A 23292-nucleotide genomic window follows, 5' to 3' on the forward strand; every position below is an offset into this window, starting at 1 on the left:
GTTCAAAGTGCCCCGGTTCGGCTGATAGCCCGACCGGGCCTACGTCGGCTCAGCTATTTCCACCACGTATCGAAGATAGTGACCGGCACGGTGCGCTTGTGGCGTGTGCGGAGGTACTTCTCTTCGATCAGCTCGGCCGCCGCTTCGGGGATCTCCCGGCCTTCGAGGTAGTCATCGATCTGGTCGTACGTGATTCCCAGTTCGTCCTCGTCGGTGCGTCCGGGCCTGCCGTCCAGGAGGTCCGCGGTGGGTACTTTTTCCCAGACGCGCGCAGGGGCGCCCAGTTCGGCCAGCAGTTCACGGTTCTGGCGTTTGTTGAGGCCGAACAGCGGCAGGATGTCCGCGCCGCCGTCGCCGAATTTCGTGAAGAACCCGGTGACGGACTCTGCGCCGTGGTCGGTGCCGATCACCAGGTAGTTGTGCTCCCCGGCCAGGGCGTACTGCGCGATCATCCGCGTGCGTGCCTTGGTGTTTCCCTTGTGGAAATCGGAGATGCCGTTCCCCACCGTCTTCTCGAATTCGTCCTCGAAGCCATCCACGGCGGCCGAGATGTTGAAGGTCCATTCCGTCTTGGCCTGGATGAAGTCCAGGGCGGCCCGGGCGTCGTCCTCGTCGTGCTGGACGCCGTACGGAAGGCGGACCGCCACGAAGTTGGCCTCCACGCCTTCGGCCTCCAGCTCCTCCACGGCCAGCTGGGCCAGCCTGCCGGCGAGGGAGGAGTCCAGCCCGCCCGAGATGCCCAGGACAAAGCCCTTGGTATGGGTTGCCCGGAGGTAATCCTTCAGGAAATCCACCCGCTTGCGCACCTCCCCGAGGGGGTCGATCCGGGGCTGCACGCCCATTTCTTCGATGATGGTGGCCTGGAGTTCGCGCATGTGATCCAGCCTAGTCAGCCCTGTCAACAACGCTCAACTGTGTCCACCCGAACCACCCACGTGTCCACCCGCGAACGGACACTTGGGGCCCCGGCGCGAACGGACAATTGAGCACTCAGCGCGAACGGACACTTGGGGCCCCGGACCTACAGCGTTCCCGGTGCCGCTCCGGTGGAGCCGCGGACCGTGAGATGCGTAGGCATCAGGGAACGGCTGCGGCTGCCACCGCCCGCCAGCGGGTTGAGCTGGGCCAGGAGCATGGACACGGCCACCCGGCCGGCCTGTTCGATCGGCGATGTCATGGTGGTCAGCGGGGGATTGCAGAAGTCCGCGCCGAAGATGTCGTCGCAGCCCACCACGCTGATGTCCTCCGGGACCCGGATGCCGCGTTCGCGCAGCCGCTGGAGCATACCGATGGCGATGAGGTCGTTGAAGGCAATGCATGCGGTGACGCCGGAGTGCACGGCCGCATCTGCCGCGGCAGCACCTGATTGTGTCTTGGGGGCGAACGGGCCCAGCCTGCGCACTTCCACGCCGCGGTCCTCCGCGGCAGCCGACAGCGCATTCCATCGAAGAGTGCTGGATTGAGACGTGAGGGGGCCGGCCATGTAGGCGATGCGGGTGTGGCCGAGGGAAATCAGGTGGTCCAGCGCCTGGCTGGTGGCGGACGGCGTGTCAATCACGACGGCGGGAACGCCGGCTACGTCGCGGTTGATTGTCACCATGGGAATCTTGGCGGCCGCGGCCAACAGCGCCTCGTCGCTGAGCCTGGACGCGGCGACGATGATGCCGTCAGCGCTTTTGCGCAGCTGCTCCATGGTGGAGGCCTCCACCTCGTCGGACTCTTCCGTGTCCACAAGCAGCTGGGTATAACCGGCCGCCTTGAGCTGCAGCTGGGTGCCCCGGATGAGGTCAAAATAGAACGGATTGGTGATGTCAGGCACCAGGACGCCGACGGCGCCGGTGCGGCCGGAGCTCAGCGCCTTCGCCTGGCTGTTCGGCGTGTAGTTCAATTCGGCGGCCGCGGCTTCGATCCGTGCACGCGTCCGGATGTTGACCCGGTCGGGAGTGGAAAGTGCGCGGGACACGGTGGACGCGGCCACGCCGCAGATTGCGGCGATGTCGTGGATGGTGGCAGGACGGTCTGTTCCGGCTGCTTGCATCGCCATGGCGCGCTCCTCACTGAACGGGATGACAGGGGGCTTGTGATGGTTGCCACAGCCCTGTAGCTCCTAGATTGCCACAGCCTGCAATCAATTGGCAATCGGTTGTCATTGACAGTTGACGTGTCTAGACTTAGGGCAGCACTTTTTGTGAACTGAGTCACCCGCGCGCCGGAGCGGCACCAAGGCTGTCCCGTGGCGGGCATACCTAAGGAGATTCCCGTGACCGAAGCAACAACCGAAGCAGCCAGCACAGTCTGGACGCTCTCAGGATTCGGCGATGAAGTGGATACGGACCCCGCCATCCAGGCCGCTGTCCTGCTGGCGCTTGGCGCGAACTACATTGAAGTACGCAGCGCCTGGGGCGTCAACGTCTCCGAACTGACGCCGGGGCAGGTATCCGAGCTCAAGGAACTCCTGGACGCCAAGGGCCTGAAGGTCTCAGCCGTGGCCAGCCCCATCGGCAAGGTAGACATCGGCCTGCCCGTGGAGCATGAGGTGGAGCGCCTCCGCCAGATCATCTCCGTGGCCAAGGGGCTGGATACCAAGTACATCCGGGTCTTCTCGTTCTACCGGAGTGAAACCCAGACGCCGGAGGAAATCCGCGACGACGTCATCACCCGCATGCGGGCACTGGCCGCTGAAGCCGCAAGCGCCGGCGTCGTACTCCTGCACGAGAACGAGAAGGACATCTACGGCGATACGCCGCTGCGCGTCCTGGACATCATGGAGTCCGTGGACTCGCCAGCGCTTCGCGTCGCCTGGGACAACGCCAACTTCGTCCAGGTTGGCGTCCGGCCCTACACCGATGGCTACGCCATGCTCCGCCCCTACCTCGAATACCTCCAGGTCAAGGACGCCATCATGGCCACGGGTGAGGTTGTGCCTTCCGGCCATGGCGACGGCGAACTGGACGCCACCATTGCCGCCCTGAAGGCAGACGGTTACGCAGGCTTTGCCTCACTCGAGCCGCACCTCGCCAGCCACCACGAACTGGGTGGCTTCTCCGGGCCGGTTGCCTTCGGCATGGCCGCGCGCGCCTTCGCGGTCCTTGCTGCCAAGAACGGAATTGAACTGTCGTGACGGGCCTCAAGGCCGCAGTTATCGGTTGCGGCGATGTGTCGGCGGTGCACTTTGAGGCCATCGCAAAGCTCGACGGCGCGCGGCTGGCCGGGGTCTGCGACTCGGATCCCGGCCGCCTTGCGGCTGCTGTGGCCGCCTATGGTGTCCCCGGGTTCCCTGATCACCTCAGCCTGCTCGAGGCCGTGGGACCGGATGTTGTGCACGTTACGACCCCGCACAACATGCACGCCTCCATCGCGGCGGACTGCCTTGAGCGTGGTGTGAACGTCATTGTTGAAAAGCCGCTCGCGCATACGCTCGAAGAAGGCCGCCGGCTGGTGGAGACTGCCAAGGCCTCCACTGCCAAGATCGCCGTCTGCTTCCAGAACCGCTACAACGCCACCTCGCAGGCCATGCACGCACTGCTTTCCTCCGGCGAGCTGGGTGCGGTAGTAGGGGCTTCAGCTACGGTGCTGTGGCACCGCGACGCCGACTATTACCTCAGCCGGCCGTGGCGCGGAACCTGGGCGGGGGGCGGTGGCGGGCTCATGATGAACCAGGCCATCCACACCGTCGACCTGCTGCAGTGGCTGGTGGGTGACGTCGTTTCGTTATCCGGCAACGCGGCCACCAGGTTCCTGGGGGAAACCATCGAGGTGGAGGACACCGCTGAGTTTGTTGCCGAGCATGCCAACGGTGCGCGCAGCGCCTTTTATGCCACCCTGGCCAACGCCGTCAATGCGCCGGTCACGCTGGACATCGTCACGGAAAAAGCGACTCTCAGCCTTCGTGGGGACTTGACCGTCACCTATGCGGACGGGCGCGTGGATGTGGTCCCCGAGCGTGTAATGGAGTCCGGCGGACGCGCCTACTGGGGGGTCTCACACGAGCTGCTCATCAATGACTTCTATGCCCGGCTCGGTGATGAGGGCCCGTTCTGGATCGATCCTGAAGAAGCGGAGAAATCGCTGAGGATCGTCAAGGAGATTTACCGCCAGAGCTACAAGGACGCTGTGGCGACGGTTTCCTAGTCTTCTCGTGGCAACCGGTTGGATACCCTTGAATTGTTTCATTTGCGGCCATTTTCGCTAAGATTGCAACAATTCTGACAATCGATTGCCAAAGTTGGCAATTATGCGTACTCTGAATCTCGAAGGCCGGTGTGGTCCACGCCACATCGGCCGAATTCGCAACTCTCACGTTCCACAGATTCAGGAGCCAACAATGAAGTTAGGTCCCAAGGCGGCAGCAGCTGCTATTCTCGTCAGCGCTGGACTGGCGCTGACGGCCTGCGGCGGCGCCGCAGGTGGCACCGGTACGGCAGCAGCCAAAACAACAACGCTGACCCTCGGAGCCGTTTCGGAAATCCGCTCCTGGGACCCGGCCCAGGCCCACGTTGGGCACGCCCTGCAGCCGTACCAGGCAGCGTATGACTCCCTGCTCCTGCGGCAGCCGGACGGCAAGCTCAGCCCCATGCTGGCCACCGAGTGGAAGTACAACGACGCCAACACTAAGCTCACCGTTGACCTCCGTACGGACGTGACCTTCAGCGACGGCGCCAAGTTCGACGCCGAAGCGGCCAAGGCGAACCTGGACCACTTCAAAAAGGCCAACGGTCCGCAGATGGCCCAGCTGACCGCGGTCTCCGACGTCGCAGTAGTGGATGCTGACACCATCGAACTGAACCTGACTACTCCGGATCCCTCTTTAGAGTTCTACCTCAGCCAGGCTGCCGGCCTAATGGGCAGCCCCAAGGCGCTGGGCACCGAAGCCATCAAGACCGAGCCCGTAGGCAGCGGACCGTATGTCATGGACAAGGCCGCCACAGTGAAGGACTCGCAGTCTGTGTTCACCGCCCGCAAGGACTACTGGAACAAAGACCTCCAGAAGTTCCAGAAGGTCACCTTTAAGACCCTTATTGACCTGACCGCCCGCACCAACGCCCTGGTTTCGGGACAGATTGACGCCACCCTCCTGGATCCCAAGACCGGCAAACAGGCCGAAGGCGCCAAGATGAAGTTGGTAGCCACCGAGGTGGACTGGCAGGGCCTCCTCTTGCTGGACCGCGACGGTACCAAGAACCCCGCACTGGCGAACGTCAAGGTCCGCCAGGCCATCAACTACGCCTTTGACCGCAAGACCATTGTGGAACAGGTCCTCCTCGGCCAAGGCACCCCGACGTCGCAGCCGTTCGGCAAGGCCAGCGGGGCCTGGACCGAAGAGCTGGAGAACTACTACAGCTACGATCCGGCCAAGGCCAAGGCCCTCCTGAAGGAAGCCGGCTACGAGACCGGCGTTGTCCTCGACATCCCGTCGGTTCCGGGCTGGGAAACCCAGCTCGCGGTGATCAAGCAGCAGCTGGCGGACGTTGGAATCACCGTGAACATTGGTGCCGCCATCACCAACACGTTCACCAGCGATGTCGCCGCCCAGAAGTTCACCACTATGTTCTTCTCCCTCTTCCAGGGTGAGCCGTGGGTTGCTACCAACCAGATCATCTCCACGAAGGCCCTCTACAACCCGTTCAAGAACACCACTCCCGAGCTGCAGGCCAAGATCGATGCAGTCGAGAAGGGCGGCAAGGACGCTGGCAAGCTGGCCCAGGAAGTCAACAAGTACGTAGTGGAGCAGGCCTGGTTCGCCCCGATGTTCCGCGTGAACCAGATGTACTACCACAACGCCAAGGTCACGGTGGAACCCCAGGTCCAGCAGGCCGTTCCGTCGATCTACAACTACTCGCCCGCCAAGTAACCCGCAAAGAAGCACCGGGCACGTAGCCACACAAATTCAGGCGCAGGTCCGGTAGCCCACCAACGGTGGGCTACCGGATCGGGCAACCAATCCATGCCAGTTCAATGGAGCCAGCAATGATCACTTTCATCCTTAAACGCCTCGGCAGCGGACTCGTAGTCCTGTTCGCCGTCTCGATCCTCGTTTTTTCCCTGCTCTACGTATCGAGCGGCAGCATTGCGCGGAACATCCTGGGCGACCAGGCCACGCCGGATCAGCTGGCCGTGAAGGAAGCCGAGTTGGGACTCGACCAGCCCATCATCACCCGCTACTTCAGCTGGCTCGCGGGCGCCTTACAGGGGGATCTGGGAACATCCTGGTTCACCTCTGAGCCCGTCGCCCACGCGCTGGCCACGCGCATCCCGGTCACCATGACCATGGTGATTGCGGCCATGCTCCTGATCTCCATCATCGCCACCCTCATCGGCGTGGCCGCTGCAGTGAAGCGCGGCTGGGTGGACCGCGTGGTCCAGATCGGTGCCATCATCGGCGACTCCGTCCCCGGCTTTGTCATCGGCATCATCCTGGTGACCATCCTTGCTATCCAGATGGGCCTTTTCCCCGCCACCAGTACCATCTCGCCCGGTGTCGGCGCGGACGCCTGGGTGCTTTCCCTGACCCTTCCGGTGATCGCCCTACTGATCAACGGAGTGACCGGCGGTGCCCAGCAGATCCGAAGCGCCGTCATCAAGCAGCTCGAACGCGATTACGTGCGCACACTGCGCAGCCGCGGCATCGGTGAGCGCGAGGTCCTGTTCAAGCACGTCCTGCGAAGCGCCGCCCCGGCGGGACTAACCGTGCTCAGCCTGCAGCTGATCGGCATGCTCGGCGGTGTGGTCATCATCGAGCAGATCTTTGCTCTCCCCGGCATGGGGCCATTGGCCGTAGCCGCCACCAGCCAGAGTGACCAGCCAGTGGTCATGGGCGTTGTTATGTACACCGTCGCCGTTGTCATTGTGGTCAACCTCATCGTTGACCTGCTCAACGGCTGGCTTAACCCGAAGGTGCGTGCCTCGTGACCGAGTCCGTCGAAACCTCAGCCCTGACACCCGCACCCGGTACAACTGCACCGGGTACGTCAGGCCAGACCGGAACTGTCGTCCGGTCAACAGTCCTCAAACGGCTGTTTAAGAATCCCATGGGCATCATCGCCATCGCCATCCTTCTGACCATGGCCGGCATGGCCGTCTTCGCCGATGTCCTGGCCCCGTTCGATGAAAACTTCGCCAACATCTCCAAGACTCTCGCAGCCCCCGACGCGGTTAACATCCTGGGCACTGACAGCTCTGGCCGTGACGTTTGGAGCCGGCTGCTCTTCGGGGCGCAGCTGACCCTCAGCTCTGCGCTCCTGTGCGCCGCCGTCGCCATCGCGATCGGCCTGCCCGCCGGCCTCGTGGCCGGCTACTACGCCGGCAAGTTCGAAGCCGTCTCCAACTGGGTGGTCAGCATCCTCATGAGCCTGCCTGGCCTGATCGTCCTGCTGACTATCCGGGCCGCTTTCGGTCCGTCAGTCTGGATTGCCATGATCGCGTTCGGTGTGCTGATCAGCCCCTCCTACTTCCGCCTGACGCGCTCAGCGGTACAGTCGGTCCGCAACGAGCTCTACGTTGATGCCGCCCGCGTCTCCGGGCTGTCAGACCTCAGCATCATCACCCGCCACATCTTCTCCGTGGTCCGCGCGCCCATCATCATCCAGACGGCCGCGATCGCCGGCGTCGCCATCGCCATCCAGTCCGGACTCGAGTTCCTGGGCCTGGGCGATCCGGCCAAGGCCACCTGGGGTGTGATGCTCAGCGAAGGCTTCAAGAACGTCTACCTCACCCCGACGCTGCTTTTCTGGCCTGCATTTGCCATGGCGCTGACCATCGGTGCACTTGTCCTCTTGGGCAACGCCATCCGCGACGCCCTCGAAGACGGCGAAAAGATCAAGCACCGCAGGCAGAAAGCCCATCAGGCCGAAGATGCTGCCGCAGCCAGCGCCGCCAAGTCAGCGCGCAAGACCATCGCCGCCGTCGAGGCCGGAACCGAACACCACCTCGTGAAGGTGACCAACCTCGGCGTCGGTTACCCCCAGGCGGACGGATCCATCAAGAAGGTCGTGGACGACGTCTCGTTCCATGTGGATCGCGGCGAAATCCTCGGCATCGTGGGCGAATCCGGTTCGGGTAAGTCCCAGACCGCCTTCTCCATCCTGGGCCTGCTGCCGGACACCGCACGCATCGTGGGCGGGGCCATCCAGTTCGATGGCAACTACACCGTCGCGCCAGGCGACGAAAAGGTGAACCAGGAACGACTCTCCAAGCTGCGCGGCAAACGCATCTCCTACATCCCGCAGGAACCCATGAGCAACCTGGACCCCGCGTTCACTATTGGCTACCAGTTGGTGACGCCCATGGTGCGTGTCCTGGGAATCTCCAAGGCAGAGGCCACAGTGCGGGCCATGAAGCTGCTGTCCGACGTCGGCATCGTCAGCCCGGACCGGACCTTCAGGGCGTACCCCCACGAGGTCTCCGGCGGCATGGCCCAGCGCGTGCTGATTGCCGGCGCCATCAGCTGCGAACCGGACCTCATCATTGCCGATGAGCCCACCACGGCACTGGACGTTACGGTCCAGGCCGATGTGCTGGACCTGCTGCGGGATCTCCAGCGCCGGCTCGGCGTCGGCATCATCCTGGTGACCCACAACTTCGGCGTGGTGGCTGACCTCTGCGACCGTGTAGTGGTCATGCAGAACGGCCGGCTGGTGGAGGAAGGCCCCGTGCGGGACATCCTGCGCGAACCCAAGGAAACCTACACCCAGACCCTGCTGGCATCCATGCTCGAAGGCAAGGAACCCATGTCCATGCTCGTGCCCGCCACCGCGTCTGCAACTGCGTCGTCAACTGCCAAGGAGAACGTACTGTGACCGAAACTGCAGCCTTGCGCGCCGCGGAGTCAGCCCCGGCACGCCGAGAACTTCTTCGGGTGGACAACCTGGTGGTGGAGTACGCCGGCAAGGGGTTCAGGGCACGGAAATTCCGTGCCCTGACGGATATCAACATCAGCATCGGCCAGGGCGAGACCCTGGGCCTGGTAGGGGAGTCGGGCTCCGGCAAGACCACCCTCGGCCGGGCTGTGCTGGGACTCGCGCCCGTGAGCGGCGGCAAGATCACCTTCGAAGGCCAGGACATCAGCCACGCCACACGCAAACAGCGCCGCGTCCTGAGCCGCGACATGCAGGTGGTCTTCCAGGATCCGTACACCTCCTTGAACCCCGCCCTGGAGATCGGAGACATCCTTGCCGAACCGCTGGGCGTCCAGGGCATGGAACAAGCAGCAGCCAAGAAGCGTGTCAAAGAACTCCTGGACCAGGTGGGCTTGCCGTCAGACGCCATCCACCGTCTCCCGCGGGAATTCAGCGGTGGCCAGCGCCAGCGCGTGGCCATCGCCCGTGCACTGGCCCTGTCCCCGAAGCTCATCGTCTGTGATGAGCCTGTCAGTGCCCTGGACCTCTCCACCCAGGCACGGGTCCTGGATCTGTTCCTGCAGATCCAAAGAGACACCGGGGTGTCCTACCTTTTTGTCTCCCACGACCTTGACGTGGTCCGCCACATCAGCCACCGTGTAGCCGTGATGTACCGCGGAGAAATTGTGGAGCAGGGCCCGGCCGACGTCGTCACCCGCGACCCCGAACACCCCTACACCCAGCGGCTGCTGCTCGCTTCCCCGGTGCCGGACCCGGACCGCCAGGAAAAGCGCCGCGCTGACCGGCACCGGCTGCTTGAAGAGCAGCGCATACAGGCCGAACAGGCTGGCGTCCCCGCCTAAGGCCGGACCAGACTTTATACAACAGCGAACAAACCATGGAGGAAAAAGTGGCCAAAATTGGCGTACAGGCAATGATGCTGAAGGACAGCTTCACCGAAATCGGGGCGTTCGAAACGCTCCGCAAGGTCAGCGGGATCGGCTACAACGCCGTCGAGATCTCCCAGATCCCGATGACGCCGGAAAACGTCGCCGAGCTGGACCGCTCCCGCAGCGAGCTGGGCATGGACATCGCGGCCCTGTCCGTGGCCATGGAAACCCCCAAAGGTCGGCCCGGCGACTCCCTGGCAGAGCACTTCGACAAGATTGTGGACGATGCCAAGCGGCTGGATTCGAAACTGCTGCGGATCGGCATGCTGCCGTTCCCCGCGATGAAGTCGATCGGCGCCGTGGTTGACTTCGCCAAGCAGGCCAACGAATACGCCGAACGGCTGCAGGAGCAGGGCCTGGGCCTGTACTACCACAACCACCACATCGAGTTCGCGAAGTTCGACGGCAAGTACATGCTGGACATCATCGCCGAGAACTCCCCGGCCATGGGCATGGAAATCGATGTGCACTGGGTACAGCGCGGCGGCCTGGACCCGGTCCGTACCCTCGAGAAGTACGCCGGCCGCACGGCCATGGTCCACCTCAAGGACTACCGCATCGGCGAACTGCCCGAGTCGGCCTTCGGGTTGCTGGACTCAGGGGACGTCGCCGGATTCATGGCGGAGTTCAAGAACGTCGTCCAGTTCGCCGAAGTTGGGGAAGGCAACCTCGACTTCGCCTCCATCATCCCGGCCGCGCAGGCCGCCGGCGCGCAGTACCTGCTGGTGGAGCAGGACGAACTCTACGGCCGCACGGTCTGGGAAGCGCTGCAGACCTCCTACGACAACCTGGTTGCCATGGGCCAGTCCGAACTCTTCTAACCAGACCGCTTCTGGTTTCGACAAGTTCAACCAACGAAACACAAGCTCAACCGACGGAACACAAGCCCACCAACGAAGAAGGATAAATAACTGTGAGCAAGAAAGTACGCCTCGGCATCATCGGCCTGGGCCAGCAGGGCGGCGCCTACGCCAAGTTCATCACGGACGGCATGGTCCCCAACATGGTGATCGGGGCCATCTGCGACACCGATCCGGCCAAGAAGGAACTCGCCTCCGCCACGTACCCGGACGCTCCCTTTTATGACGACTACATCGCCATGCTGGAAAGCGGAGACGTTGACGCCGTCGTGACCTGCGTGCCGCACTTCCTGCACCCGGAAATGGGCATCGAGACTCTCAAGCGCAACATCCACGCGCTGGTGGAGAAGCCGGCAGGCGTCTACACCAAGCAGGTCAAGGAACTGAACGAGTTCGCGGCCTCCAAGCCGGAACTCTCCTTCGGCATCATGTTCAACCAGCGCAACAACCCGCTGTACAAGAAGCTCAAAGAGATTGTGGAAAACGGCGAGATCGGCAAGATCCGCCGCAGCAACTGGATCATCACTAACTGGTGGCGCCCCCAGGGCTACTACAACTCCAGCGAGTGGCGCGCAACGTGGGGCGGCGAAGGTGGCGGCGTCCTGGTCAACCAGGCTCCGCACCAGCTGGACCTGTGGCAGTGGATCTGCGGCGTGCCGAAGTCCGTCTACTCCAAGGTTTCCTTCGGCTTCCGCCGCGACATCGCCGTCGAAGATGAAGTCACCGCAGTAGTTGACTACGGAGACGGCGTCACCGGCGTATTTGTCACCGCCACGCACGATCTGACCGGGACTGACCGCTTCGAGATCCTGGGCGACCAGGGCAAGATCGTCGTCGAGGGCAGCAAGACCGCCACCGTGACGCGCCTGCACAAGCCGGAGCGCGAACTCAGCGACGGCATGGGCATGGACGATGTCCGCAAGCTCTTTATGGGCGAGCTGAACCCGGAGCAGTACTACACCACCGAGGTCATCGAATTTGAGTCCGTCTGGGGTGGGCAGCACGCCGGTGTCCTGGAGAACTTCGCCGCAAACATCCTGGACGGCACACCGCTGCTGGCTCCGGGCTCGGACGGCATCAACGGAGTCCGCCTGGCCAACGCCATCCACCTCTCCGCCTGGACCGGTAAGGAAGTTGGACTGGACTTCGACGAGAACGAGTTCCTCGCCGAGCTCAATAAGCGCATCGCCGAAGAGGGCAAGTTCCCGCAGCGCACGTAACGTCCCGGGTCAGCAGCGAAGCTGAGGTAGCAGCTGTGGCCGTTTTGGACCATCAAAACGGCCACAGCTGCGACCTGCTTGAGTGGTTTCATCGTTAGGATGGGGCGGTGACTGAACCCCAAACGCCGGACGCCGCCCCATCAACGGGGTCGGTCAAAAAGCACGGCCGCGACGGCAAATCCAACGCCACCATCTACGACATCGCCAAGAGGGCCGGCGTCAACGCGTCCACGGTTTCGCGGGCGCTCAGCAAACCGGGCAGGGTCAGCTCCAAAACACAAAAGCTCATCGAGGATGCGGCCGCCGAGCTGAACTACCAGGTCAATCCGTTCGCGCGCGCGCTTCCCACGGGCAAGACCAATACGTTCGGCCTCATCGTCGCGGACATTACCAACCCCACCTTCTTTAACATCATCCGCGGCGCCGAGACCACTGCAACCAGCCGGGACTACACCCTGGTGCTCGCCGAGTCGGCGGAGTCCTCGGCAACTGAACTGACTGCCGCCCGGCGGCTCATGGCCACCGTGGACGGCCTTATCCTGGCGAGCCCGCGCATGGACGATGACAACATCCGCGCCCTGGCCCAAGACAAACCCGTGGTGGTCATCAACCGCGAGGTGGAGGGCGTGCCGTGCGTGGTGCCGGACGTCAACAAGGGGATCAGCGAGGCGGTCCGCAGCCTGGCCGCCAACGGCCACACGAAGGTTGCCTATGTGGCGGGGCCCCCGGAATCCTGGATGTCCGAACGCCGGTGGGAGGGTGTGCAGGCAGCCTGCGACTGGTCCCGGCTCGAGGCAGTGCGGCTCGAATCCACGAAACCAACGGTCGACGGCGGCCGGAAGACTGCGCGTGATGTCCGCGCCAGCGGCGCCACCGCGGTCCTGACGTACAACGACCTGCTGGCCATTGGGCTCATGCAGGAGCTTCAGGCTGCCGGCGTGGTGGTGCCCGACCACATCAGCATCATCGGCTTTGATGACATTTTCGGCGCGGATTTCACGACGCCACCGCTTACCACCGTGCGGTCGCCGCTGGGGGAGTGCGGCGAGGCAGCCGCCAAGCGCCTGCTGGACTTTCTTCACGGAAGCGGGGAACAGTCCGGCACCTTGAGCGTCGAGACTGAGCTGGTGCTGCGCGGGTCCAGCGGTAGGATCCTGCCCGCGAAGTGAGTCCGGGCAGGGCCCATTCCATCGTTTGGCAAATCATGGCAACCGGTTGACAAAACTCGGCGCCCGGCAGATTATTGATCTATGTCACAGTCGATTGCTGCCAACCCAGACAGGCTCCTGCCCGCCGACCCAGGAACGCGCAGCATTGCGCGGGACCTCCTGGCGCGCGTGCAGGACCTCCCCATCATCTCCCCGCATGGCCACGTTGACGCCGCCGTCATCGAGCACAACACCCCGTTCCCTGACCCGGCAGCGCTGCTCGTCAGTCCGGACCACTACGTCACGCGCCTGATTCATGCCAACGGCGCGTCCCTGGACAAGCTGCGGGCCGGCGGTCCCACCGCGCCCGAGTCACGCGAAATCTGGCACACGTTCGTGGAGGCCTGGCCGCTCTTCGAGGGCACGGCCTCCGGCTACTGGTTGCGCCATCAGTTCGACAGTGTCTTCAACCTGGGCGCAGACCTGGGCGAGATGTCCGCCGATGCCAGCTATGACGCCATCGCCGCCAAGCTCGTGGAGCCCGGTTTCCGCCCCCGCCAGCTTTTCAAGGACTTCAACATCGAGGTCCTGGCCACCACGGACGATCCCCTGGACACCCTCGCCAGCCACAAGGCAATCGCCGAGGACTCCAGCTTCAACGGCCGCGTCCTGCCGACGTTCCGCCCGGACGCCTACCTCAATATCGCGCACCCCACCTGGAGCGCCAACGTTGACCGCCTGGTTGAAACCGCCGGTGACGGCGCCAGCGGTTACGCGGGCTACATCACGGCCCTGGAAAACCGCCGCCGCTACTTCGTGGAGCACGGCGCGGTCTCGGCAGACCACGGTGTGGCCACCCCGGCAACGCTCAAGCTGGACCGCGCCGAGGCCGAGCGCATCTTCGAACTCGCCCGCGCCGGCAAGGCCACGGCCGAGGACCGCAACACCTTCGAAGCCCACATGATGTACCAGATGGGCCGCATGTCGGTGGAGGACGGCCTGGTCATGACCATCCACCCGGGCTCCTTCCGGAACCACCACACGCCCACGTTCGAGGCCTTCGGCGCCGATACGGGCCACGACATCCCGGTCGCCACCAACTACACCGAGGCCATCCGGCCGCTGCTGCAGGACTTCGGCACGGCCAAGGACTTCCACCTGGTGCTGTTCACCCTGGACGAGACCGTCTTCTCCCGCGAACTCGCACCGCTGGCCGGCTTCTACCCGTCCGTCTACCTGGGCGCACCCTGGTGGTTCCTGGACGCCCCGGATGCCATGCTCCGCTTCCGCTCCGCCGTGACCGAAACGGCCGGGTTCTCCCGTTCCTCCGGTTTCATCGACGACACCAGGGCCTTCTGCTCCATCCCCGCCCGCCACGACGCGTCCCGCCGGATCGAAGCCTCCTTCCTGGCCCGCCTCGTGGCCGAGCACCGTGTCAGCGAAGACCGCGCCCACGAAATCATCGTGGACACCGTCGATTCCTCCCCGCGAAGGGTTTTCAAACTGTGAGTATCGAACAGGCCGACGCCACAGGCAAGGCTGTGGAATCCCTTCCGCAGCTGAACCGGAGCACGCACGCCGCCGCCAAACCGCCGGTGCGGATCGTCCACCTGGGACTTGGTGCGTTCCACCGCTCGCACCAGGCCTGGTACACCAGCCAGGCCAGCGACGCCGCCGACTGGGGCATTGCGGCTTTCACCGGCCGGCGCCCGGACGCTGCCCTTGCCCTTGCCGAGCAGGACGGCCTCTTCACGCTCGTGGAGCGCGCCGACAGCGGCGACTCCTTCGCCGTCGTCGGCAGCATTGTTGAAGCCGTGGACGGCGCGGATGTAAAACGGCTCGCAGAGCTCCTTTCGGCGCCGGCCACCGCGGTGGTCACCCTGACGGTCACCGAAGCGGCGTACCGGCTCGGTGCCGACGGACAGCTGGACACTACGGCGTCCGACGTCGCCGGCGACCTTGCGCTGCTGGCTTCCGGCAGCGGAAACCCGACGACGCCGCTGGGCCGCCTCGTGTTCGCGCTCGCCGCGCGCCGTGCTGCCGGCGCCGGGCCGCTCGCCGTTGTGTGCTGCGACAACCTCGCCAACAACGGCCTGGTGGCCCGCAACGCCGTGGCGGGTCTGGCGCAGGCCTGGGACGCGGAGCTCGCTGCCTGGGTCGATGAAAACGTCAGCTTTGTCAGCACGTCCGTGGACCGCATCACGCCGCGCACCACGGAAGCGGACATCGCCGCCGTCGAGGCCGCCTGCGGCTACCGCGACAACTCGCCAGTAGTGGCTGAGCCCTTCGCCAACTGGGTGCTCAGCGGCGACTTCCCGGCCGGCCGTCCGCGCTGGGAGGATGCCGGTGCGGTCTTCGTTGACCATATCGAGCCCTACGAGAACCGCAAGCTGTGGCTCTTGAACGGCGCCCATTCCCTGCTGGCCTACGCCGGCCAGCTCCGCGGACACACCACGGTGGCGCAGGCCCTCGCGGACCCGCAGTGCCTGACCGCCGTCGAAAGCTTCTGGGACGAAGCCGAGGCGAACCTGTCCGGTGCCGCGGCCGGTGGCGCGGACCTGCAGATCCCGGCGTACCGCGCTGCCCTCCTGGCCCGCTTCAGCAATGCGCGAATTGCCCACCACCTGGCCCAGATTGCCATGGACGGGAGCACCAAGCTGCGCATGCGGGCCGTGCCCGTCCTCCTGGCCGAACGCGCCCAGGGCAGGTCCGGTGCCGCCGCGGCACTGATGATCGCGGCCTGGATTGACTTCAGCGCGGCGGCCGGGACGTTCCACGATCCGCTGGCAACTGAAGTGGCCGCGGCCAACCAGCTGGAAGGCGCAGAGCGCGTGCGGGCGGTCCTGGCGCTGGTGGATCCTGCCGTCGCAGCGGACGACGCCGTCGTGGAACTCGTTTCCGGGCTGCTCGGCACATTCCCGGCGGACGCCAGCAACGGCTGACCTATTTGCTGTTCGAACTGCCCGGTCCGGCATCCCGGACCGGGCAGTTTCGTGTTTCATGAAGTTTCAACAGAAATTAATGGCAACCGCTTGCCATTCTATTGCCAAGTGACTAGGATTACAGACAACGAGAAACACGCGGCGGTACGCCCGCCGGATGCGGATTCTGCGGAATCCGGCATCACCAAAGACTTACTGCTTCATAGCATTTCAATAATTTTCGCTGGCCAACACGGCGGCAAGGGTAAAGGAGCCCAATTCATGAAAAAGCTAAACAAGCTCAGCATCATCGGCTATGGCGCCGGCGATGCAGCCAACAACCTCGCCTTCACCACCGCCACCATGTTCCTGCTGGTGTACTACACGGACGTTGCCGGCATCTCCGCAGCCGCTGCCGGAACCCTGCTGCTGGTGGTCCGGCTCTTTGACGCTTTCGCTGACGTGTTCGCCGGCCGGATGGTTGACCGGACCTACAGCAAGCGCTTCGGTAAGTTCCGTCCCTTCATCATGTTCGGCTCCATCCCGCTGCTCCTCCTGAGCGTGGCGACGTTCTCCGTGCCGCAGCTGGGTGAATCCGGCACACTGCTGTACGCCTACGTCACCTACGCGGCCTTTGGCCTTGCTTACAGCCTCGTGAACATTCCGTACGGCTCGCTGGCCGGCGCCATGACGCAGGATCCGGGAGAGCGCGCAAAGCTGGGCTCGGCCCGCATGGTGGGCGGCCTCCTGGTGGGCTCTTCGCTGGGTATCTTCGTTGCACCACTGATCAAACCCGGCGCCGACCTCCAGTCGATGTTCACCACCATCACCCTGGTCTTTGTGGTCATCGGAGCGGCGCTGTATTTCTTCACCGCGTTGACCGCCAAGGAACGCGTGCACCGCTCCGTCCCCAAGGTGACGTTCAAGCAGAGCGTGGACACACTCAAAGGCAACAAGCCCCTCCTGATGCTGTGCCTGAGCTCCTTCTTCTTCCTCTCCGGTTACCTCGCCCTGACCTCTGTGCAGCTGTACTACCTGCGCGACGTCCTGGGCCGCCTGGACCTGTACCCGGTACTGTCCATCGTCCAGCTGGCGCTCACGTTCTTCCTGGCCGCCTTTATGCCCAAACTGGTCCGCAACGTGGGCAAGAAAAGCGTCTACATTTACTCTTCGCTGGTAACTGTCCTCGGCGGCGCGATGATCTTCTTCGCCCCGGCCGGGCAGGTCTGGCTCGGCTTCACCGGCCTCGTCATCAGCCTGGTGGGTGTCCTTGCCGTCAACATCGTGGTGTGGGCCCTGGAAGCCGACACGGTGGAGTACGGCGAATGGCGGACCGGTGTCCGCACCGAGGGAATCACCTACGCCCTGTTCTCCTTCACCCGCAAGTCCGGCCAGGCCGTGGGCGGCGCCCTGGCGGCTTACGCCCTGGCCCTGGGAGGTTACAAGTCCGGGGCAGCCCAGACAGCGGACGCACTGTTCGGCATCCAGCTGGCCGCAGGCGCAATCCCGGCCGTACTGACTATCCTTGCGGTATTGGTTATGACCAAGTACACACTGACGGACGCCAAGCACGCGGAAATCCTCAACGAGATCCAGGAACGCCGGACCAAAACGGTGGGCGCCGGCGAACCTGCTGACGCCTCCGCCGCTGGCGCCGGCACCACTGCCGATGCCGGCACGCCGGTTGGCGCCGGCAAAACTGCCGGCCACTAACTTCCAGCACCACCATCTGACCAGAAGTCCCCGAAAGGATCTGCCGTGAAAATCATTGCCGCTGAAGTCTTCGTGACAAGCCCGTCACGTAACTTCGTGACCCTGCGCATCACTACGGACGACGGAGTCACCGGCATCGGTGACGCCACCCTGAACGGCCGCGAACTGGCTGTTGCCGCGTACCTCAAAGAGCACGTGGCCCAGCTGCTGATCGGCAAGGACCCGCACAAGATCGAGGACACCTGGCAGTTCCTGTACCGCAGCTCCTACTGGCGCCGCGGGCCGGTGACCATGGCGGCAATCGCCGCCGTGGACATGGCCCTGTGGGACATCAAGGGCAAAATGGCGAACATGCCGGTCTACCAGCTCCTGGGCGGCGCTTCACGCAACGGCCTGCGCGCTTACGGCCACGCTTCCGGCGCTGACCTCGAGTCGCTGTTCGACTCGGTCCGCGAGCACCTGGAACTGGGTTACCAGTCCATCCGCATCCAGACCGCTGTCCCCGGCATTAAGGCTGTCTACGGTGTGGCCGCGCAGGCCCAGGCCTCGGGCGAGCGCTACGACTACGAACCCGCCGGCCGTGGCGCGTTCCCGCAGGAAGAGGACTGGGACACCCGCGCCTACCTGCGCCACCTGCCCACCGTCTTTGAAGCCGTGCGCAACGAGTTCGGCCCGGAAATCCCGCTGCTGCACGACGGCCACCACCGCATGACGCCCATCCAGGCCGCCAAGCTCGGCAAGGCCCTGGAACCGTACGACCTCTTCTGGCTCGAGGACTGCACCCCGGCCGAAAACCAGGAGGGCCTGCGCCTGGTCCGCCAGCACACCACCACGCCCCTGGCCATCGGTGAAATCTTCAACACGGTGTGGGACTACCAGACCCTGATCAAGGAACAGCTGATCGACTACGTCCGCGCAGCCTCCACCCATTTCGGCGGCATCTCCCCGCTGAAGAAGGTCATGGACTTCGCCGCCCAGTACCAGATCAAGTCCGGCTTCCACGGCCCCACGGACATTTCCCCGGTGGGCTTCGCCGCGCAGCTGCACGTTGGCCTGGCCATCCATAACTACGGCATCCAGGAATACATGCAGCACTCGGACAAGACCAACGAGGTCTTCGAGCAGTCCATGACCTTCAAGGACGGCTACCTGCACCCGGGCGACAAGCCCGGCATCGGCGTCGAATTCAACGAGGAAGCCGCGGCAGCGTACCCGTACCAGCAGGCTTACCTGCCGTACAACCGCCTGGTGGACGGAACGGTGCACGACTGGTGACCGCCGCGACATCGCCCGCCCCAGCAGGAGGAGCTACAGGTCCCCGCGTCATCGTGATGGGCGTCTCCGGCTGCGGCAAGACCACCATCGGTGACCTGGTGGCCCGCGAGCTGGGCGTCCAGTTCCTCGACGGCGATTCCCTCCACCCGGTGGAGAACGTCGCCAAGATGGCGGCGGGCACTCCGCTGACCGACGAGGACCGCTGGCCGTGGCTCGCCACGGTGGGCAATGAACTGGCAGCTGCCAAGGGCGGCCTGGTTCTGGCCTGCTCGGCTCTTCGCCGCAGCTACCGCGACGCCATCCGTGCCAAGGCGCCGGATACGGTGTTCCTCCACCTGCACGGCAGCAAAGAGGTTCTCAGGGCACGGACTGAAGGCCGCTCCGGGCACTTCATGCCGCCCGCGCTGCTCGAATCCCAGCTGGCCACCCTCGAAGCGTTGGAAGCCGATGAGGCAGGCTTTGTGGTGGACATCGCCGCTCCAGTGGACCAGGTCGTGGCCGACGCGCTGGCGGGCATCGCAGCTGCGGTGACTGCCGCCGTCGGAAGCCCCGCCCATGGTGCCACTGGCACCCCAGGGCGCCAGTTCGACGTCGACCTCCAGGCCGCGCCGTTCAACCTCGACGACGCAGCGATCACCTGGGTGAACACCACCCTGGAATCGATGACGCTTGAGGAAAAGATCGGGCAGCTCTTCATCAACCACAACAACGACTACTCCCCGGAGTATCTCGATGGTGTGCTGGAGAACTTCCACGTGGGTGGCATGCGGTACCGGCCGGGCCCGTCCGCCGCCGTGCAGGAACACATCCGGCACGCGCAGTCGAAGTCCAAGGTGCCGCTGCTGGTGGCGTCCAACCCGGAAATGGGTGGCGCAGGCAGCTGCGATGACGGCACGTTTGTGTCTACGCATCTGCAGGCAGGTTCGCACCCGGACAAGTCCATCGCACGCCAGATGGGGCAGGTTGCCGGCGTTGAAACCGCAGCTCTGGGCTGCAACTGGGCCTTCGCCCCGATTGTGGACATCCACTACAACTGGCGGAACACGGTCATCTCCACCCGGGCCTTCGGCAACACGCCGGAGATCGTGGTGGAACGGGCCAAGGAGTACTTCGACGGCATCAGTGAATCACCCACTGCCTGTGCCATGAAGCACTTCCCGGGCGACGGCATGGACGAGCGCGACCAGCACGTGGTCACGTCCTACAACACCCTCGGCTACGACGAGTGGAACAAGACGTACGGCCACGTGTACCGCGAAATGATCGGGCACGGCGTGCAGTCCATCATGATCGGGCACATCGGCGCGCCGGAACTTTCCCGGCACTTCCGCCCGGGCCTGGCGGACAAGGACATCCTGCCCGCCACCCTGGCCCCGGAGCTGCTCCAGGACCTGCTGCGCGGCGAGCTCGGCTTCAACGGGCTCATCCTCACGGATGCCTCGCAGATGATCGGGCTCACCCAGGCCATGAAGCGCAAGGACCTGGTTCCTGCGACCATTGCCGCCGGCTGCGACATGTTCCTGTTCTTCCGCAACGCCGACGAAGACTTCCAGTACATGCTGGACGGCTACAAGTCCGGCGTCATCACGGAGCAGCGCCTGCATGACGCCCTGCGCCGCATCCTGGCACTCAAGGCCTCGCTGGGGCTGCACCTCAAGGACCGCAACGAACTGGTTCCGCCGGTGGAAGCACTCGCTGTGATCGGCAGCGAGGCGCACCGGGCCATCGCGGCGGAGATCGCGGACAAGACCGTCACCCTGGTCAAGGACACTGCCAACAACCTGCCCATCCGGCCGGAAACGCACCAGCGGATCCGCCTGTACGGCATTTCGGGCGGCTCGGACTTCACCCGGGCGGACCCGCTGGCGTACCTGGACACGGTCAAGGACGAGCTGGAAAAAGCCGGCTTCGAGGTGCACCTGTTCAAAACCGCCGCTCAGCGCGAAGCCGCGGGGGAGACGGGCGTGAACTTCATGTCCATCATCTCCGAGGAAGCCACCGGCGACTACGCGGACAAGTACGACGCCGCGTTTGTCTTCGCGAACGTCAAGGGCTTTGCCCAGGAAGCGGCCATCCGGATCAAGTGGTCCACCCCGATGGCCGCGGAAATCCCGTGGTACGTTACCGAGGTTCCCACGGTGTTTGTGTCGCTGAACCAGCCCAACCACCTCATCGACGTGCCGATGGTCAAGACCGCCATCCACGCCCATGCGGGAACTGTGGAGGCCATCCGCGCCACGATCGAGAAGATCATGGGCAAGTCGGAGTTCCAGGGGACGTTCAACGAGAACGTGTTCTGCGATTCCTTCGACACGCGGCTCTAGGGTTATCGCTGCGGTTTTAGGCTGACGACTCGCAGATGGAATGGCGCTACGCGGATACGCGTAGCGCCGTTCCATTTCTGCGTCACAGGGCCATTTCCGCGTCCCAATCCAGGCGAGTGCGGCCACGACACGTGCGGCGTACCGTTAGTGCATGGAGCGAACGGTGTGCGCCGTTGTGGGCGGAGGGCCGGCGGGCATGATGCTGGGGCTGCTGCTGGCCCGGGCAGGCGTGAAGGTCACGGTCCTCGAAAAGCATGGCGACTTCCTGCGGGATTTCCGCGGCGACACCGTGCATGCCTCCACCATCAGGCTGATCGACGAACTGGGACTGGGCGACAGCTTCCGTCAGCTTCCGCAGAGCAGGCTGAACAACGTTGCCATCCCCATCCCGGGCGCCGGCTTGGTCACGTTCGGGGATTTCGCGTCCCTGAAGCCCCCGTACAACTACATTGCCATGATGCCGCAGTGGGACTTCCTGAACTTCCTGGCCACGGAGGCCGCGCGCGAACCCACCTTCACGCTCCTGATGCAACACGAAGCAACGTCGTTAATGTTCGACGGCGGACGTGTCGCCGGCGTGCGCTACCGCACACACGACGGCCGTGAAGGAGCACTCCTTGCGGACCTCGTGGTGGCCACTGATGGGCGCCATTCAGTGCTGCGCCGGGCCGCCGGGCTGAAGCCAACGAACTACCCCGTCCCCTTCGACACGTGGTGGTTCAGGCTTCCGCGCCATGCGTCGGAGAAGGGCGCCGTGGCGGGCATCGTCCCGGCATTCCGAGACCGGGAAGCCATGATCGCCCTGTTCCGTGACGACTATTACCAGATGGGATATCTCGGCCCCAAGGGAGAAGACGCGCGGATCCGGGCCGAGGGCGTGGAACGCTTCAGGCAGCGCGTTTCCGGACTGCGTCCTGACCTGGCTGACCGGGTGGATTCGATTCGGTCCCTGGAGGACCTGCACTGGCTGGATGTGCGGCTGGACCGGCTGCGGCGCTGGTACGTGGACGGGCTGTTGTGCATTGGCGACGCTGCCCATGCCATGTCCCCGGTGGGTGGCGTGGGCATCAACCTTGCCATCCAGGATGCGGTAGCGGCAGCGGGCCGGTTGGCGCCGGCACTGCTCCGGGGGCACGTATCCGTGCAGGATCTCGCCGGAGTGGAACGGAGGCGCAGGATGCCCACCGTGGTTGTCCAGACGGTGCAGCGCATGCTGCACCGCGCAGTGTTCGTCCCATTGTTCGCCGGAAGGAGGACGGAGCCCCCGCGGGCCCTGCTGTTTGTCGTCCGGCACGCCCCGATGGTCCGGCGGCTGATGCCGCGGCTCATCGCGTTCGGACCCCGCCCGGAACATGCACCGTCCTTCGCCCGCCCCGTTCAGCAGCAGCAAGCAGCAAAGCCGCCCGGTTTGGCGCGCCGTCACAAATCGGGGAACCACTAAACTGGACACCATGACTTCCCCTCTTGACGCTGCCGCTGCCCGTGCCCGCCTGCTGGAACTGATCAAGGAACTTGCCGTGGTCCGTGGCAAGGTAATCCTGTCCAGCGGCGCCGAGGCCGACTACTACATCGACCTGCGCCGCATCACGCTGCACCATGAGGCCTCCAAGCTGGTGGGCCAGGTCATGCTGGCGCTGACGGACGACGCCGGGATCGACTTTGAGTGCGCGGGTGGCCTGACCATGGGTGCTGACCCCGTGGGCACCGCCGTTATGCACGCTGCGGTGGACGCCGGCCGCACCGTGGACGCGTTTGTGGTCCGCAAAGCCCAGAAGTCCTATGGCATGGGCCGCCAGGTTGAAGGTCCGTCGGTTGACGGCCGCAAGGTCTTGGTGCTGGAGGATACGTCCACCACAGGCGGCTCCGCCCTCACCGCTGTTGAGGGTGTCCGGAAAGCCGGCGGCAACGTGGTGGCCGTGGCCGTCATTGTGGACCGGGACACCGGTGCCAAGGAAAAGATCGAAGCCGAGACCGGCGTGCCCTACCTGTTCGCCTTCGGCAAGGACGAGCTGGGCCTCTCCTAGCGGGTTCACGCCAGGGGTTTCAC

Annotated in this window: 18 protein-coding genes; 16 read left to right on the forward strand and 2 right to left on the reverse strand. The window is 64.5% G+C overall.

Annotated elements, in window-relative coordinates; all coding sequences use genetic code 11:
- Positions 1-53: 53 nt before the first annotated feature.
- Positions 54-875: an ammonia-dependent NAD(+) synthetase gene (nadE, locus tag NIBR502772_RS04875; protein WP_141139308.1), complete on the reverse strand. Its 822-nt coding sequence runs from the start codon at positions 873-875 to the stop codon at positions 54-56.
- Positions 876-1021: 146 nt separating this feature from the next.
- Positions 1022-2038 carry a LacI family DNA-binding transcriptional regulator gene (locus NIBR502772_RS04880; protein WP_141141937.1) on the reverse strand — a complete coding sequence of 339 codons (1017 nt, stop codon included), beginning with the start codon at positions 2036-2038 and terminating at the stop codon, positions 1022-1024.
- A 222-nt stretch (positions 2039-2260) separates the two neighbouring features.
- Between NIBR502772_RS04880 and NIBR502772_RS04885 the strand changes: the two genes are divergently transcribed.
- The 16 genes from NIBR502772_RS04885 to pyrE all read left to right on the forward strand — a co-directional run bounded on the left by NIBR502772_RS04885 (position 2261) and on the right by pyrE (position 23269).
- Positions 2261-3121 (forward strand): sugar phosphate isomerase/epimerase, encoded by an 861-nt coding sequence (locus NIBR502772_RS04885; protein WP_141139309.1) that lies wholly within the window; start codon positions 2261-2263, stop codon positions 3119-3121.
- The gene (locus NIBR502772_RS04890; RefSeq protein ID WP_141139310.1) at positions 3118-4131 is read left to right on the forward strand and encodes a Gfo/Idh/MocA family protein; all 1014 of its coding nucleotides are present in this window, start codon (positions 3118-3120) and stop codon (positions 4129-4131) included. The genes NIBR502772_RS04885 and NIBR502772_RS04890 overlap by 4 nt, the downstream gene beginning before the upstream one ends.
- Positions 4132-4324: 193 nt before the next feature.
- Positions 4325-5851 (forward strand): ABC transporter substrate-binding protein, encoded by a 1527-nt coding sequence (locus NIBR502772_RS04895; RefSeq protein ID WP_141139311.1) that lies wholly within the window; start codon positions 4325-4327, stop codon positions 5849-5851.
- 116 nt (positions 5852-5967) lie between these two features.
- Positions 5968-6909, forward strand: a complete 942-nt coding sequence (locus NIBR502772_RS04900) for an ABC transporter permease (protein ID WP_141139312.1) — start codon at positions 5968-5970, stop codon at positions 6907-6909.
- Complete coding sequence (locus NIBR502772_RS04905; protein WP_141139313.1) at positions 6906-8795, forward strand: dipeptide/oligopeptide/nickel ABC transporter permease/ATP-binding protein; 1890 nt, start codon at positions 6906-6908, stop codon at positions 8793-8795. The genes NIBR502772_RS04900 and NIBR502772_RS04905 overlap by 4 nt, the downstream gene beginning before the upstream one ends.
- A complete protein-coding gene (locus NIBR502772_RS04910; protein WP_305775670.1) occupies positions 8792-9697 on the forward strand; it encodes an ATP-binding cassette domain-containing protein in 906 nt (301 codons plus the stop codon). Before NIBR502772_RS04905 ends, NIBR502772_RS04910 begins: the two co-directional genes overlap by 4 nt.
- A gap of 47 nt (positions 9698-9744) precedes the next feature.
- Positions 9745-10605 (forward strand): sugar phosphate isomerase/epimerase, encoded by an 861-nt coding sequence (locus tag NIBR502772_RS04915; RefSeq protein WP_246848697.1) that lies wholly within the window; start codon positions 9745-9747, stop codon positions 10603-10605.
- 92 nt (positions 10606-10697) lie between these two features.
- Positions 10698-11864 carry a Gfo/Idh/MocA family protein gene (locus NIBR502772_RS04920; RefSeq protein WP_141139314.1) on the forward strand — a complete coding sequence of 389 codons (1167 nt, stop codon included), beginning with the start codon at positions 10698-10700 and terminating at the stop codon, positions 11862-11864.
- Between the two features lie 107 nt (positions 11865-11971).
- Positions 11972-13033 carry a LacI family DNA-binding transcriptional regulator gene (locus NIBR502772_RS04925; protein WP_141139315.1) on the forward strand — a complete coding sequence of 354 codons (1062 nt, stop codon included), beginning with the start codon at positions 11972-11974 and terminating at the stop codon, positions 13031-13033.
- Between the two features lie 81 nt (positions 13034-13114).
- Positions 13115-14521: a glucuronate isomerase gene (uxaC, locus tag NIBR502772_RS04930; protein ID WP_141139316.1), complete on the forward strand. Its 1407-nt coding sequence runs from the start codon at positions 13115-13117 to the stop codon at positions 14519-14521.
- Positions 14518-15954, forward strand: a complete 1437-nt coding sequence (locus NIBR502772_RS04935) for a mannitol dehydrogenase family protein (RefSeq protein WP_246848698.1) — start codon at positions 14518-14520, stop codon at positions 15952-15954. The genes uxaC and NIBR502772_RS04935 overlap by 4 nt, the downstream gene beginning before the upstream one ends.
- Positions 15955-16215: 261 nt before the next feature.
- Positions 16216-17646, forward strand: a complete 1431-nt coding sequence (uidB, locus tag NIBR502772_RS04940) for a glucuronide transporter (RefSeq protein ID WP_141139317.1) — start codon at positions 16216-16218, stop codon at positions 17644-17646.
- A 45-nt stretch (positions 17647-17691) separates the two neighbouring features.
- Positions 17692-18921, forward strand: coding sequence for a D-mannonate dehydratase ManD (gene manD / locus NIBR502772_RS04945; protein WP_141139318.1), 1230 nt, complete (start codon positions 17692-17694; stop codon positions 18919-18921).
- Between the two features lie 56 nt (positions 18922-18977).
- Positions 18978-21245 (forward strand): gluconokinase, GntK/IdnK-type, encoded by a 2268-nt coding sequence (locus NIBR502772_RS04950; RefSeq protein WP_141141941.1) that lies wholly within the window; start codon positions 18978-18980, stop codon positions 21243-21245.
- 151 nt (positions 21246-21396) lie between these two features.
- Entirely contained in the window at positions 21397-22686 is a 1290-nt protein-coding gene (locus NIBR502772_RS04955) for an FAD-dependent oxidoreductase (protein WP_141139319.1), read from the forward strand.
- Between the two features lie 10 nt (positions 22687-22696).
- A complete protein-coding gene (pyrE, locus tag NIBR502772_RS04960) occupies positions 22697-23269 on the forward strand; it encodes an orotate phosphoribosyltransferase (protein ID WP_141139320.1) in 573 nt (190 codons plus the stop codon).
- Positions 23270-23292 lie beyond the last annotated feature (23 nt).

Source organism: Pseudarthrobacter sp. NIBRBAC000502772, from assembly GCF_006517235.1.
In the GTDB taxonomy this organism is placed as follows: domain Bacteria; phylum Actinomycetota; class Actinomycetes; order Actinomycetales; family Micrococcaceae; genus Arthrobacter.